We start from the raw sequence: 14,366 nt of genomic DNA, 5'->3' as shown, positions 1-14,366 counted from the left end.
TCGGTCAAAAACACCTGCCCGAATCAGCGAAGTGGAGGATGCGTCAGCAGGGTGGAGGGTACGTCAGTGAAGTGGAGGATGCGTCAGCGGGAATCTGTTTTCAATCTCGCAGCGTCAGTTGCTGCCGGCTGCTGCCTCTTCAGCGCTGGTCGGTGTTCCGTCCGGAATGAACGCCTCGGGATCGGTGCCCGTGTCGCCCTCGAGTTGGACGGTCGAGCCAGCGTGTTCGGCGATGCCGGCTGCGTCGTCGTAGTCGGTATCGCGGACCACGACGTTCGTACCCTGACCGTTGGCACCGGCGTCGATTGCGGTGTGCTGGCCGTTCATCTCGATCTGGCAGCCTTCGACTTCGATCGTGCCGGGCGACCAGGCCCAGATGCCACGGCCCGCATAGCCCTCGTTGCCGACGTACACGCTCGAGTTCGTCACCTTGCTGCCTTCCGTTGCGAGTCGGAAGTGCGAGACATAACAGTTGGCAGCGAAACAGCTGTCGATGTGGATCGTGCCACCGCCGGCGTTGCCGGGCGCGGAGGCGTAGATCGCGTTGTCGGCGAAGCCCTGAATGTTGACGTTCTCGAAGTCGATGTGGCCGGCGTGGTCTGGGTTGACCCAGAATGCAGTTTGCCCGTGCCCGGACGAACTTCCGTTTCGCTCGTCGGAGCCGTCACCGAGGTAGACGTTCTCGACCGTGCTCGAGCCACCGGAGTCGGAGATACCGAACGTCGCGGAGCCGGTTCCGGACGTGTTCTCTCCTTTGAAGCCGATGTTTCGGATCGTCCAGTCACTGCCGCTGGTGGTAATGACGATGTCTTGGCCGGTCGTCATATCGATCAGTTTGTTCTCCCAGGTCTCACCGTCACCGATGGTGATGGTCTGGCCACTGGCTTCGATCTCTTCGTAGTCGCCTTCTGCGGCAGGCGTGCCGGTGGCTTCGGTCTCCTCGTAGTCGTCCTCAGCGGCGGTTGTGCCGGTTGCGCCGAGAGTGGCTGCTGCAGTTGCGACCGCAGCGAGCGAGCGCACGTAGCTGCGGCGGCTTAATCCACTGTTACGGCTTGCATTCGGCGTAGTGTCCGTCTCAGACGTACGGGGGTTCTGCGCCATACACTTGCGTAACCTGCCCTTACAGCCATAAACTTTTCTTTGTCGTTGTAGATAAAATTTACAGAATATATTTCTAACGTTGCCTAATACAACATATTTTGTGACTTTTCTTCCACGAATATATGAATGACTAGCCGGCAAATCGCCACTCGAGTAAGACGATTTTTCTGCAGAAATATCATCTTACGACGCTCGAGAAGCAGTCTACTACCTGATTCGTGATCGTCGCGATCGACAGCGAGACGTCGACGCCGTTTGTTTACGAGGCCGAACTGATGGCGAAAGTCCGTTATTACTTGGCCGAAACCGACGTGGGAATGGAATGTGGGTCGGTCGGTGACCGACCAGCTGTCGAGTGGGCGTAGCCACGACGTTCTGTCAGTGGAGGAGTTGCCTGTGTTGAGTTGGGACGGTAAGAGTGAGTAGATGAGTGAAATAGACTCGAGAACAGACCGCTGTTTGTTGACTGACTGCTGGTTGATCTCCGTTTTCGATCGGCGACAGGCCACAGCAGGCTCCCCGTGGAGTGTCGCGTGGATACCGTCCCGTGGTGTTGATTTCCTTCGTCGTCAGTGACCGGCGGAGTGGGATGTTCTGGAACGCTGGGGTGTCTCGCGCGTGTGCGCGAAACTAAAAAGGCCGTATCGGTATCAGCCCCCCTCGAGCAAAAGCCGTGATGATGGCTTGACGTGACTTCCCCGTGTTACTCCGCGCCGGCAACAGCGTACATTCGGAACTCGTCGTTCGAAATCACCTTGTTGGTCCCTGGGGAGGTTTCGAACTCCTCGAGTGACGCCTCGCTGTGATAGAGTTCCTGATAGACTTCGATCTCGCGGGTAATATCGTACTGCGTCATAATGAAGTAGTAATCCCTGTCGTGGTACGCCGTATCGTAGTTGCCAGCTTCGAATTCCTCTGGGTCGACGTCGCCGGTCGCAACTGTTGCACCGCTCAGTGCCTCGTCAGCTTCCACTCCGTTGAGGCCGTGGTCGTACCGATAGGGGTCATAGCCCATTCCCGCGTGGGGAATGTCATCGTCGGCATGTGCCAGACCGGTTTCGTAGCCGCTGAATTTCTGATCGGTGATGTGTTGTCCGGGATCGTAGATCATCGGTGAGGCGAACACGGTCATCAGTCCCAGCACGAGACAGGCACCGAGCCCAACTGCTGCGACGGCGTTGCCTCCTGGTCTCGTAATATAGTTCGAGAGCCCGCCGACAGCACGTGCGATGGCGACTCCTGCAAGGATCGTCAGGATGACGGCGATAAAGCCGAGTTGGCGAAACGACATCACCGGAGTCCCAAGAAAGTAGACGGCGAACAGTCCGGTCAGTGGCACCAGCGAGAGCGAGAGATAGTTGACTATCGCTTTCGTTTCGGGATCAAGACCGGTCCGGCCGAGCCACACCAGCAAGATGAAGAGTCCGACGACCAGCGAGATCAGTGCTAGATCGAGAAACATCGTGACGAACAGTTCGCCGAGACTGCCGCCGATCTCTGCAAGCGAGGAGTCACGCTGATCGACTTCTGCGCCACCACCGATGTCTTCAGCGAAGATCCCGGTAACGAGCCCGACGAGGGCGCCCCTGAATCGTTCGTTGCTCGCCGCCCAGAGGGTAAAGACGACCCCAAGGACGACCGTGTGTGCGTACATGGTTGGATGGTCGAGGATCGGATGATCGTCGTAACGACGTCGGACGACGAACTGCACGACGCTGATTGCTCCGATCAGGATGACGATGTTGACCATCTGCTGTGGGTGGACCAACAGAAGTCCAACCCCAGACAGGAACAGCAGGAGGCTAAACGGTGAGAGGCCAAGCGGTAGCCGCTCGATCGCGGCTCGGCGACGGAGATAGGCAAGGACCGCGAAGATGACAACGGGAACCAAAAAGAGGGCGTTCGAGTTCGTATGGACGCCCATGTGCGTCGCGATGTTGTTGATCGGTAGTATCATCCAGGAAACGATCGCCCCGGCTCCGATTGCCAGACTGGCTCCGGTCAGCTCTCGAACGACCAGTGGGATGAAAATCAGGAACGGAACGAACAGGATGATCATGGTAAAAAGCAATCCGCGTTCGATCGGGATGCCACCGACGTAGTGAAAGACCGACCCGATCGAGTGAGCGGCGGGATAAAATAGCTCGTGGGGAGCTAACTCACCTCTGGTGATATCCCGTGCCCATCCGAGATGCGTGAGTGCATCCCCCATCCCGGAAAAGCGGTAGTTCCTGATCACCGGGAGACTGACGATTCCCGTGACCGTCGTTGCACCGAGTCCGATCCCGAGCGCCTGTTCGCGGCCACGACAGATCAGTACTGTACTGACGGCAATCGCCAACGCGATGGCGAAGGCGACCCACGTTGCCGTCGGTGTGCCCGTATATATCGACGACTCGTAGCTAGTCGCAGGGTTCGCCCGTGCCACAAGGAGTCCAACCGCTGCTGCAAGAAATCCTACGGCGAACGTCACGTTGAGTGTCGACTGTTTCATCTGCTCTCGAGGGAATCGCGCTCCGTTCCAATGTCGATACGCATGTCTTGAGGAACGGTCCTCGAGCCAGCGGTTTGTTATCCGGCTCTTATTTTGCTGGGAGACAGCCCCCCCCTGTTCGTTCTCACCGGCCCATTGGTCGCCTCTGTTTCCGCAGTTGCCACCAGAGCCACCGTAGAGGCGTCTTTCGTCTGTTTCGACTTCTGAACCGATGTACGCAACCCTTATCGACCGTGAACTGACGTGTATGGGTTGCATTTTCGATTGTCGAACCATCAACGGTTCTGATGCTTTTTGTACCCGTCCGTAATCCGTCGAGATGACCGCAACCGGTGCACGCAGTTTCGTCACTGTAATCCAGTCCGACCTATCCCTATGTCATCCATCGTCATCGACCACGTCAGCGCCGACGGCACGACCCTCGAGTCGGACGTACGGACGTCCGCCGACCTCGAGCGGTTTTTTACGAACGAACCGTTCCGAACCGATTACGACGTCCCCATCGAGGACGTTCCTGAGGGTATCCTCGCAATCCCAGTCCTCGCACAGGTCTGTCCTGTCGCGTGGGCGAATGGGGCCGACGTCTACGTCGACGAAGTGGATACAACGTTCGCGAATGCTCTCGAAGACGTCAAGACGACGCTGTGCTCGATGCACGAGTTCCTCGAGGGCGGCACGCTCTATGCAAAAGAGACGGTTGATATCGATCCCGAGGCGAGCGGCGAGAGCGGACTGCTTTTTACCGGCGGCGTCGACTCGACGTGTTCGTACGTCCGCCATCGCGATGAGTCGCCGACGCTCATCAGTATCCGTGGCTGGACGATCACGCCCGAGCCGGCCGACGACGACAACTGGGACCATCTCCACTCGCGTGTCTCGTCGTTCGCCGACGACCACGAGCTCGAGACGGCGTTTCTTGAGTCGAACATGCTTTCCTTTCTCGCCCATCCGATGTTGCTGGCCCACTACAAACGCTACGTCGACGGCGCGTGGTACAGCTCCGTCGGCCATGGCCTCGGGCTGCTTGGTCTCTGCGCGCCGATGGCCTACGCCCGCGGTATCGAGGATCTCTACGTCGCCGCAACCCACTGGGAGGGGATCGACCTCGAGTGGGGATCACGGCCCGATATCGACAATCACGTCCGGTGGGCTGGCACCCAGTGTCACCACGACGGCTACGAACTCACTCGTCAGGAACGTCTGGACGTCATCGCGGACTACATCCGAGATGAGGCGCCAACGCTCGAACTCCAGACCTGCAACGACCGGATGGACGGCAACTGCGGAGAATGTGAAAAGTGTTACCGAACTGCTGTCGGACTGTCGCTCTCCGGACTCGAGCCGACGGCACACGGCTACCCATTTTCAGACCAAGACTACCGTGAGATCCGGACCGCACTCGAGGACGGGCAGTGGGTCCTTGGGCAAGACGAGCGTCATATGTGGGCGGACATTCGGGAGCGAGCGCGCGAAACGGAGCCCCGATCCACCGAAGCGGCGGCGTTTTTCGAGTGGTTCGAGCAGGCTGATCTCGACGATCTGGTTTCTGAGTCCGAACCACCGCTGTCACACCGACTCCTCCGCGCGGGCGCGAGAAATGCACCCGCTCCCGTCTATAACACCGTCTATCCTGCCTGGACGACGGCGAAGTCGGGACTACGACGCGTTCGCACCAGCCGGTAACGGACTCGTGTCGGGACAGTCTCTGGGCGTCGCCACTGGATCGTCCTCCTGCCCGCGTGGCCCCGTCAGCCGGCGTGGACCACAACATCGATCGCATGAACCAGCCGAAACCGTCAATACCGGGCCGAGAGCCGCGCTCGAGTCATCACTAACTGTGTGACTTACCAGCAAAACTGCGCCCTATCCGGCTCGATCGAACTACCGTTCTGGAACGCCGTAATCAACGTGGACGTCCGGGACGCTCGCGGAATCCGGTGCTTCGACGCCGTTCCAGTCGACGACGTGGACGTTCGTCACCTGTCCGGCAAAGCGGAACCGCTGAACGCCGACGTCGATCGCTCCTTCTGCGACGCTTCCCGAGACCACCGTTCCCTCGGCGAACGGATCGTGCGCGTCCATCTCGATCTCGCCGTCGACGGTAATTTCGAAACTCGAGGGAACGCCGCGGCCGATGATCGTCACGAGATTCGGGAGCGGTTCTGATTCTGACGTGGCAACCTGGTTCTGTACCGGTGTGTCGCGTGCCATACTTCGGTAAGTCTGTCTCTGCGGCATAAGCCTTCTTGTCGAAACATTGGTAGCTATGTGAGAAATTTAGGCAGTCAGATACAGCATGACGAGAGGATAGTCATCCAGGACTTGATAACAAACGGACATGGGATCCCTCAGTTGGCGGTAGCTAATCGACATTCGGCGCCGTGTTGTCCGACAAATCGGTCGCCTACCGGAGCGCCGAGAGCGTGTTCCAGAGATCGCGAACGAATGGACGTGGATCGTCGCGACTGAGGTAGTCAAATCGTGGCTGGTCGTACAGCGACCACGCTACGTCTGTTACTGCCTCCGTCACTGATGGCTTCTCGACGAGGTCGATATCTTTTGTGAGCACCGAGTGGAGATACAGCAGTTCGCCACGGAGGAGATGGCCACCGATTCCCGACTGATACTCGTGGTCGATCAGGTCCTGTTCGCCGTTTGCCAACAACCAGTAGTAGTAGGGGAAGTCCGAGCCGGTCTGAACGGAGAACGGAAGCGACGACCAGAATCGTGGGTTGACTTCCATGAGTTTGAACTCACCCGTCTCCTCGTCGTGCAGAAACTCGACCATCGCGAGCCCGTGCCAGTCGAGTTCGTCGAGCAGCCCCAGCCCGGCTTCTTCGAGGGCCGGAATGTCGACCGATTCGCGAAAGGAACTTGGGCCGCCAGCGTAGCTGTAACCGCGTCGCTGTCGGTGCTGGAAGGTCGCCAGTGGATCGCCCTCGTCGTACAGCGCGAAGAAGCCGTACTCTTCGGTCGTCGAGACGTACTCCTGGACCAGCGGCACGTGGTGCATCTCCGTGTGAATGTCTTCCGTTGTGGCACCTCGGGTTGACTCGAGATACTGGGTCGACGGCGGTGCGATACAGGTTTCGGGCGTGTACTCGTCGACGTACTCGTCTCCGAGAATCGTATACCGTGGTTTGACGATCCACTTGCGCTCCTGGTCGGGTTCCGTCGTAAACAGAGCCGTTTCCGGCGCTGCGACACCCGCTGTGTCGGCTGCATCGAACAGTCGCATCCGATCCTGTGCTCGTGCGAGCGTCTCAAACGTCGGCCATGGAGTGCTCACGTACTCGGCGAACTCGTCTCTGTACTTCGATAACACGTAGATGTCCGGCTCCCGAACGGGAATGATCGTCCGCACGTCCGGGCGCATGGCAAGCGAGCGCAGTGCCTCCTTGTACGCCACGAGATCCTCGTGTGGCGACGGCACGCGCACAGCCTCGTCACAGTACTTCGACTGAAATGCCGGGGTTGTTTCATCACTCGAGACGACGATTGTCCGGATCCCACGTCTGCCGAGCGATCTCGCACACGCGACCGTACTCGGTGCGGCGATCCCCGGAACGACGACTGACTCGTTCCCGTTCCAGGCGGAGTTGTCCATACGAACACTCCAATATGGGGTAGAAATGTTATGTCGTGGCTAACGTAACTCTTGAGGGCCTCAGCCGTCGGCTACGGCGGTCTCGAGATCGATCAATTCCCCGAAACCACGATGAGCGCGTCTTCGACGGTAGCGGCGTCCATGTCGAGACCGGGTGTTGTGAACCCGGAGCGAGTCGGCAACGAGCAAGCCTCAGTGCGGTTCTCCGAACGCAGTAACGGTGTTCCATTCCGGCTACTCGTAAGCGCTGACGTGACACGGACTACTGTAACGATGTATCGGCGCGATCGCAGGACGTGTCGCGGTCGCGCCGGAAATGGCTCACAGTGGACCGTCTGAGTGAGTAATTTCACCTCCGTTCGGTGTTGATCGTCCGTGAACGGATGTCGACGAACCGACGCCGATCGTTGATCCTCGAGAATACGAGCGCTGCGACCAGCGGAGCGTCTGCGTTGACGTTGCAGGCACTATTCCGGTGCTGTCGTCGCGTCAGTACCGCCGTCCGCACTGTCACCGGTGTGGGCCCTTTCGTAGAGAGCAATGGCACTGGGACCGCTGGGCACCTGTTCTGCGACGCGCCCGTCACGATCCAGTTCAGTCTGTGTATGCAACGTTCTTGAACCCGAATCCGCCGCACTCGATCGGTGGTTCGCTGATAAAACTCAATCAGCCTTTTATTTCTAATTTATAATCCGATTCATACTGAAGATACTGGGCAAGTCATAAATATATGACAATGGTTGGAACAGTAACTATCAGTATCGAAATCGAACTGGGATGGGGGCTGGTTCGGTTCAATAAATTCGATAAACTCAGTGAGAACCGAGAGGCGGAAACGCGACATCTCTCTCGGTTGCTCGATCAGTGTGAAGAATACGACGTGCCGATCACGTTCAACATCGTCGGGCATCTGCTCCACGAGAGTTGTGATGGAACGCATGACGGCCCACACGATGAAGATTGGTGGGATGTTGACCCGGGTACGTCCGTCGATGAAGACCCCGAGTTTTATGCGCCGGATCTGATCGATGACATCCGCTCGCGGCGTACCGATCACGAGATCTGTACGCACACCTACTCTCACATAGAGTGTAACGAAGTTGATCCCGAAATCGTTCGGTGGGAACTCAACCGGGCACAACGAGTGCACGACGAACACGGCCTTGGAAAAACCGGTTCAATCGTTCCACCACGCCACAGCACTCCGCCATCGGATGTCCTTGTTGACACCGGGATTCGAACAAAACGGACTCCCCACTACAAGGCACACGATGAACATCACCCCGCGACAGCTGTTGGGAAGTTGTACGACATTCTTTTCGGAAGCCACCCGGCAGTAGAACCAGCCGTCAGGCAGGGCGTTCTGGAGTCGTACAGTCCGGAGTATATTACCTTTGCTGCCCCGTTCTTGCAGACGGGAACGTCTGAACCACATCCTGTGTATCGTTCGATCCCACTGTTCGTTCGACAGCGCCTACACGAACGCAACCTCAGACAAGGGATCGATGCTGCAGCGACTACTGATTCGTTCGTTCACTACTGGAGTCACCTGTACGACTTCTCAAACGAGAAACAGTGGCCACAGGCCAAATCGTTCGTTCGACAGCTCTCCGAAATACAGGAGATGGGTGATATTCGCGTCCGAACGATGAAAGATCTCCAGTACGAGTACGAACAGCGAGCACCCCACGACGACCTTTCGGCACAGGCACAGCAAGACGACCTGTGCCCGACACGAGAGGTCGGTCAACCGAAACCAGCGAACGCCCCGTTAGATCATTCCTTCGACCACGATGCATGACTGACGACGGACTCACTATCGGTATCCTGTTAGATGAACCAGTAATGGAACGGTGGGCTCTCGAGGCTGTCGAAACGGCGATACGAGACGCCGGTGTTTCGGTAGCACAGGTAATACTCCCACCAGCTGACAGTCCGGCCGACACCGATACAGCAGGGTCGTCGATTCCGTGGCAGCGATACGCCGCCGCCGCGAGGGAGTACGGTGCGTGGACACCCGTGCTGGCTTGGCACCAACTCGCCAGCACACCCTGGTATCTGGAAAAAATACCGCTCGAGGACCGAGCATGGTTCGACGATGCAGAAATCGTCCACGCTCGACCGGAGCCTGCTGATGGCATCGGTAACCGGCTTCCGGCGGCAGCGATTAAGCGGATCGAGTCGGCAGAGCTGGATCTGCTGTTTCGCCGTGGGTTCGGTATCATCAAGGGAGACGTCCTATCAGCGCCGTCACACGGTGTATTAAGCTACCACCACGGCAACATCAGGGAGTACCGAGGTCGCTCACCCGGTGTCTGGGAGTTTGCGAACGACGAGCGGACTGCCGGTGTCACGCTTCAGCGGCTGACTTCGACCCTTGACGGTGGCGAGATTGTCGTTGAGAAGACGATCGATATCGCTGACTGTCGGACGTGGCAGAGTGTCAGACAAAGACTCTTTGACCATTCTACTGACATGCTGACAACTGCGTGCACTCGACTCGAAGATCCGGAATTCGGATCCACGCACACTGACGAGCTCGGGCCGCTATACACGTGCCCGGGGCTGGTCGATACCGTCCGGATCGAACTCAAAAATATCAGGGGAAAAGTGCAAAACCACGTCATCGAGTGATCGTCTCCCGATTTGGGTAATCCTCGCCTCCATTACTCGAGATAGCCGAGATCTGCGAGTCGTTTTTCGACATCGTCGTCCGCTGTTTCGACCGACTGTGTCCTATCGAACCGTGGATACTGCTCCGTTCCGGCTGCGTCGACACACGGCAGCGGTGTGCCGTCCATCCGCTGGTCGAACGGAATCCCGAACGTCGAGAGGACCGTCGGAGCGATATCGAAGAGGTGGGCGTCCCCGACGCCCGCTGTGGGCTCGATCTCGTCGCCTCGAGCCGCGACCGTTCCCTCGAGTTTGTGGTTCCACGGCTCGCTTGGCGGGCCGAACTGCTCGTCTCGTAGCGTCGCCGACAGGAAGTGCTCAAAGTCGGCCGGGACGGTCACGATGTCGACGGCATCCTCGCTCTCGGGTCCGTGGAAGTACTCTTCGCGGGGTCGAACAGCCTCGAAGACGGGCTCCCCCTCGGGCGTTCGAACCGATCGCAGGGCGTCGATGAGTCGAGTTCGAACTTCCTCGTATGCGTCTGGCGGGACGACGCCGTCCGGCTCGCGGCCCTCGAGGTTCATCCGAACGCCGAGTTCGATCCGCGAGCGGACGTACGCGGTCGAATCGGGGAAGTCGACTTGCGTTGCTCCCGCGTTGACCATCCCCGTTGGGGCGTGCGATTCGACGAACTCGTCGAGCCCGAGTCGCTCGAGGGCGGCCCCGATACGCTGGCTCGTCAGCCCGAACCCGGCAGCGGTCGCCATCGCTCGCTCGGCGACGCCGGCCTCGTGTCGTGTCGTGTCGTCACCCTCCTTGAGATTTCCGTCCCGCACTGTCGCCCAGTTTGGCATTCCCCGACCGCCGCTTGCGGTCGTCACGAAGCCTTCTTCACGGAGGTAGTCGTTGACGCGGAACTCCAGTCCGTCGTATGGCCCCATTCCGTGATCGCTCGCGACGATCACGTTTGCCGGCTCCGTTGTCTCGAGGATCTCGGCCAACTGCTGGTCGACCTCGCGGTAGATCGATCGAATCGCCGCGTCGTCGTCCGGCCGCTCGTGAAAGATCGAATCAGTCGCCTGGAACTCGACGAACCCGAACTCGGGCTCGTACTCATCGGCGAGGTAGCGAAACGCCTCTCCTCGCATGCGCACGCAGTCAGTGTACGCCTGCCCGAGGTCGGCTGCGTCCTCGTTGGGGTAGACACGGTACTCACCGATCGCCTCCCGGACGTCCTCGAGCAGCCCAGCGGGATGACAGTCGGGGTCCTCCGGGGCGGTGTAGCCTGGAATCAGCGCGCCATCGAACTCTCGTGGCGGATGCGTGACGGGGACGTTGACGACCGCGCTCGTGATCTCGTGGCGGTCGAGCAGTTCCCACAGTGTTCGCTCGTGGACGTCGGTCGCGTTGACCACGTCCCAGTCGTAGCCATCGAACGAGAGAAAGCCGTAGACCCCATGTTTGCCGGGGTTCATTCCCGTATATAACGAGGGCCACGCGCTCGCCGTCCACGGTGGGATCTGGGACTCGAGCGGTCCACTCGTTCCCTCTCGGTAAATCGACTCGAGGGTCGGTATCTCGTCAGCTTCGAACAGCGGCTCGAGTACCCGGTCACAGGCTGCGTCGATCCCGACGAGCAGCGTGTGAAGGGAAGATTTGTCGCTCATCACCGACACCTCCACGATACTGACCTTTCGTTATGACCTAGATTACCAGCAGCGTCTACGTTTACCGGACATAGCCTGGTGCCACAGCGGACGGACCGAACGCTGACTCCCTCTCAAAAGCAGCGGCGAAATCATGCCCTACCACGTCTCCTCTTTGGCACAGAGAGACAAAACGGGTGCTCCGCTGGATGAGACGCTTCCGATCTCGAATCTCAGTCACTTGACACTGTCGTACAGCGACGCGATCGTTCGCATCCCCCACGAGCCGTACTCGAGGCTGTAGTACGTCTCTAGGTCGGGGTTGAACTTCGCTTTGTATCGATTGATCCGGCGCGTGTCGGCTCCCACGAGATCGTACGTCTCGAGGCCGTTCTCGAGGCCGTCGTTCATAATTCCCCAGTCGAGCAGATCGTTCGTCGGCACGTCGACGTCGGCGTCGGTCCGCACTCCGCCCATCCACCGACCCGTGGTGCCGTCGTACTCAAGCGCCAGGATGCCGCCGACGAACTCGCCGTCCACACGAAGGGTGTACGGCCGCACGTGGCCGTTCTCGGTTCGATCGGCGAGCTCGAGGACGAACTCGACTGGGACGCCAAAGCTGATGTCCTGGGACTCATACCGGTGTTTCACCTGCTCGTGGATCAGGCGAATCTCTTCGGGGCCGCCGACTGTGACCTCGTAGGCGTCGTCGTCGGTGTTCCGGATGTTGCTTCGGGCGTCGCTGCTGAACGACATCAGGAGATCCTCTTTTCCGACGGTGAGGTCGACGGCGTAGGTGTACTCCGGTGTCACGTCGTAGGCGTTCCACTTGAACGGCCGCGAATCCTCGAACGCCGTCGCCGTTCGAATGTGGCCGTACTTCGGATTCAGTTCCGACTCGATCCACTCGAAACAGCCGTCCATGAACCGCTGGCGGCGACGCTCGCGCTTTCGCTGTTTCAGTTTCCCCATGTTCAGAAACGCCGGCCCGAGATACGGCACGCGGAGGTGTGGGGGTGGGGAGAACACCGTCGTGACGAACTGCTTCGCAATCTCGAAGACGGGAAACAGTCCAACCGGCTCCTGCCCTTTGAACCCGATCAGTGGGTGGATCTTCGCGTCTGCGTGTTCGGCCTGGACTCGTAGCGCCTCGAGTTCGTGACACAGCGTCCCCTGTGGCGACTGTGCGACGTAGCCGTTCCATCGCTCCAGGTCGTCGTCTGTCGCGACGCGGACGTCGATACTCATCTGTTCGACCACCCGGAGATGGCTGCTCGAGTGCTGTCGTGGGTCGCTCGGCGTTTCATACGACCGAAATCGCGGTCCGATCACTTTGTAAGCATCCTGTTTCTGTCGTTCTGGCCACTCGAGTTGGGTTCGATGGGGAAGCGAAATCCTGCCACAGAACAGTGAGCTATCGCTGGCTGCTGTGCCCTCGCATCTCCGCCCTCTACACCGAATCCTGCCGGTTCTGGTCGCTGGCTGGTTTGATCGTTTATCGACTGCCAAACTGGTAGCCGGGCTGAATAGTCGGTTATGCGACTAGTAACAATGACGGGAACGATCGATATCCGTATAACTGACGAATAAATGAAAGACATCCTGAACCGAACGTTTCGGCCGTTTGCAGCCGTTGGGCTAGACATCAAACATCTCTTCGCCCGGATCCCGACCGATCTCGTTGGCGTTGCTGGATTCGTCGCTGTTGCAACCATACTGCTGACAGCTGTCGACGTCACATCTCCGGTCGTGCGAGCCGCAGTCGGCTTTCCGCTGTTGTTTCTCGCACCCGGGTATGCCATGGTCTCGGTTCTGTTTCCCCGCACGTCACCGATTGAAACGACCGAGTCAACGCCACTAATCGGACAGACGTGGGATGTGACCGATGTCGAACGCGTCGCACTCGCGTTCGGCCTGAGTTTCGCACTTCTTCCGCTGCTCGGACTTGTCATCGCTTTTTTCTCGTGGGGGTTTACCACCTCGACCGTGGTCGGCATCGTGAGCAGCTTTGTCTTGGCTGGTGTCGCTGTCGCCAGTATCAGACGATTTCGAGTGCCTGTCCGTGACCGATATCAGTTCCGTCTCGGTCGAACACTCGGTGCCCTCCGGACGGCGATATTCGGAACAGGATCGACTGTCCATACCGCTGTCAACGTGGTCCTCGTCGTCAGTATGCTTCTTGCCCTGACGAGTGTCGGCTACGCGCTCGTCTCCCCACAGCAGGGCGAACAGTACACCGACCTCCAGTTGCTCACCGAAGACGATTCGGGTGAACTAGTTGCTGCTGGCTACCCCTCGGATATCGAGCCTGGCGAATCGATGTCGTTTATAACCGCTATCGAGAACCAGGAAGGTCAGGATAAGGACTACACCGTCGTCATCCAAGAACAGTGGATCAACGATGGCGACGTCTCCGAGCGGACGGAGTTACAACGGACCGAGCACAGTGTCAGTGACGGTGTCACTGAAACAGACGAACAGAACGTTACACCGAACGCTGAAAGCGGAAGCGTTCGAATTGCGGTGTTGCTGTACGACGACGAAGTTCCCGAGACACCAACCACCGACAACGCCTATCGTCACGGCTACTTCTGGACCGAGATCGGCGAAGACCTCGACGACGAGTAAGCTCTGTTAGCGGGACTGCCACCGCTTGTGCGAACTTTTTTACGAGTTTGACCTCCCCACGGGTGTTTGAACTGTCTTTCCGAGAGGTCCACCTCGCCGTCTCGTTTGTCGTCGGCGTGGGTATTACATTCCGATTGTGCCTTCGTTGAGGATCGCTTATTTACGGCGCTGTCGGTTGCACCCTCGAGTCGCATACGTTTCCCATGTCAACTACCCCGCCCTGAGCGCCTTCGGCGCTCTGAGGACGGGGCTTGCGTGGCGTCGTTGAAGCAAAAAC

General features: G+C 58.8%; 10 protein-coding genes. 4 read left to right on the top strand and 6 right to left on the bottom strand.

Annotated features, from left to right (window positions below; translation table 11 throughout):
- Positions 1-114 precede the first annotated feature (114 nt).
- Together DV706_RS19855 and DV706_RS19850 are read right to left on the bottom strand one after the other, a co-directional pair.
- Positions 115-1,101, bottom strand: a complete 987-nt coding sequence (locus tag DV706_RS19855; protein WP_049889930.1) for a hypothetical protein — start codon at positions 1,099-1,101, stop codon at positions 115-117.
- Between the two features lie 703 nt (positions 1,102-1,804).
- Positions 1,805-3,595, bottom strand: coding sequence for a hypothetical protein (locus tag DV706_RS19850; protein ID WP_006067262.1), 1,791 nt, complete (start codon positions 3,593-3,595; stop codon positions 1,805-1,807).
- 375 nt (positions 3,596-3,970) lie between these two features.
- Between DV706_RS19850 and DV706_RS19845 the strand changes: the two genes are divergently transcribed.
- The gene (locus tag DV706_RS19845; RefSeq protein ID WP_006067263.1) at positions 3,971-5,278 is read left to right on the top strand and encodes a hypothetical protein; all 1,308 of its coding nucleotides are present in this window, start codon (positions 3,971-3,973) and stop codon (positions 5,276-5,278) included.
- A 198-nt stretch (positions 5,279-5,476) separates the two neighbouring features.
- Here the strand turns inward: DV706_RS19845 and DV706_RS19840 are convergent, their stop codons facing one another.
- Entirely contained in the window at positions 5,477-5,806 is a 330-nt protein-coding gene (locus DV706_RS19840; protein ID WP_006067264.1) for a hypothetical protein, read from the bottom strand.
- Positions 5,807-5,999: 193 nt separating this feature from the next.
- Complete coding sequence (locus DV706_RS19835; RefSeq protein ID WP_006067265.1) at positions 6,000-7,202, bottom strand: carboxylate--amine ligase; 1,203 nt, start codon at positions 7,200-7,202, stop codon at positions 6,000-6,002.
- 730 nt (positions 7,203-7,932) lie between these two features.
- Between DV706_RS19835 and DV706_RS19830 the strand changes: the two genes are divergently transcribed.
- Both DV706_RS19830 and DV706_RS19825 read left to right on the top strand, forming a co-directional pair.
- On the top strand, positions 7,933-9,003 hold the full coding sequence (locus tag DV706_RS19830) for a polysaccharide deacetylase family protein (RefSeq protein ID WP_240756933.1): 1,071 nt from the start codon (positions 7,933-7,935) through the stop codon (positions 9,001-9,003).
- Positions 9,000-9,836 (top strand): formyltransferase family protein, encoded by an 837-nt coding sequence (locus DV706_RS19825; protein WP_006067267.1) that lies wholly within the window; start codon positions 9,000-9,002, stop codon positions 9,834-9,836. Before DV706_RS19830 ends, DV706_RS19825 begins: the two co-directional genes overlap by 4 nt.
- A gap of 32 nt (positions 9,837-9,868) precedes the next feature.
- On the opposite strand, the gene DV706_RS19820 is transcribed toward DV706_RS19825, so the two are convergent.
- A complete protein-coding gene (locus tag DV706_RS19820; RefSeq protein ID WP_006067268.1) occupies positions 9,869-11,482 on the bottom strand; it encodes an alkaline phosphatase family protein in 1,614 nt (537 codons plus the stop codon).
- Positions 11,483-11,698: 216 nt separating this feature from the next.
- The gene (locus DV706_RS19815) at positions 11,699-12,709 is read right to left on the bottom strand and encodes a GNAT family N-acetyltransferase (RefSeq protein WP_049889935.1); all 1,011 of its coding nucleotides are present in this window, start codon (positions 12,707-12,709) and stop codon (positions 11,699-11,701) included.
- Between the two features lie 342 nt (positions 12,710-13,051).
- Between DV706_RS19815 and DV706_RS19810 the strand changes: the two genes are divergently transcribed.
- Positions 13,052-14,089 carry a DUF1616 domain-containing protein gene (locus tag DV706_RS19810; RefSeq protein ID WP_006067270.1) on the top strand — a complete coding sequence of 346 codons (1,038 nt, stop codon included), beginning with the start codon at positions 13,052-13,054 and terminating at the stop codon, positions 14,087-14,089.
- Positions 14,090-14,366: the final 277 nt, after the last annotated feature.

Source organism: Natronorubrum bangense, assembly GCF_004799645.1.
Classification (GTDB): domain Archaea; phylum Halobacteriota; class Halobacteria; order Halobacteriales; family Natrialbaceae; genus Natronorubrum; species Natronorubrum bangense.
The sequence above is the reverse complement of the archived record's forward strand: the minus strand, read 5'-3'. Positions and strand labels throughout refer to the sequence as shown.

Bases quoted from the DNA above. Each gene is read 5' to 3' on its own strand.
- DV706_RS19855 (WP_049889930.1), bottom strand. From the start codon at position 1,101: ATGGCGCAGAACCCCCGTACGTCTGAGACGGACACTACGCCGAATGCA.
- DV706_RS19850 (WP_006067262.1), bottom strand. From the start codon at position 3,595: ATGAAACAGTCGACACTCAACGTGACGTTCGCCGTAGGATTTCTTGCA.
- DV706_RS19845 (WP_006067263.1), top strand. From the start codon at position 3,971: ATGTCATCCATCGTCATCGACCACGTCAGCGCCGACGGCACGACCCTC.
- DV706_RS19840 (WP_006067264.1), bottom strand. From the start codon at position 5,806: ATGGCACGCGACACACCGGTACAGAACCAGGTTGCCACGTCAGAATCA.
- DV706_RS19835 (WP_006067265.1), bottom strand. From the start codon at position 7,202: ATGGACAACTCCGCCTGGAACGGGAACGAGTCAGTCGTCGTTCCGGGG.
- DV706_RS19830 (WP_240756933.1), top strand. From the start codon at position 7,933: ATGACAATGGTTGGAACAGTAACTATCAGTATCGAAATCGAACTGGGA.
- DV706_RS19825 (WP_006067267.1), top strand. From the start codon at position 9,000: ATGACTGACGACGGACTCACTATCGGTATCCTGTTAGATGAACCAGTA.
- DV706_RS19820 (WP_006067268.1), bottom strand. From the start codon at position 11,482: ATGAGCGACAAATCTTCCCTTCACACGCTGCTCGTCGGGATCGACGCA.
- DV706_RS19815 (WP_049889935.1), bottom strand. From the start codon at position 12,709: ATGAGTATCGACGTCCGCGTCGCGACAGACGACGACCTGGAGCGATGG.
- DV706_RS19810 (WP_006067270.1), top strand. From the start codon at position 13,052: ATGAAAGACATCCTGAACCGAACGTTTCGGCCGTTTGCAGCCGTTGGG.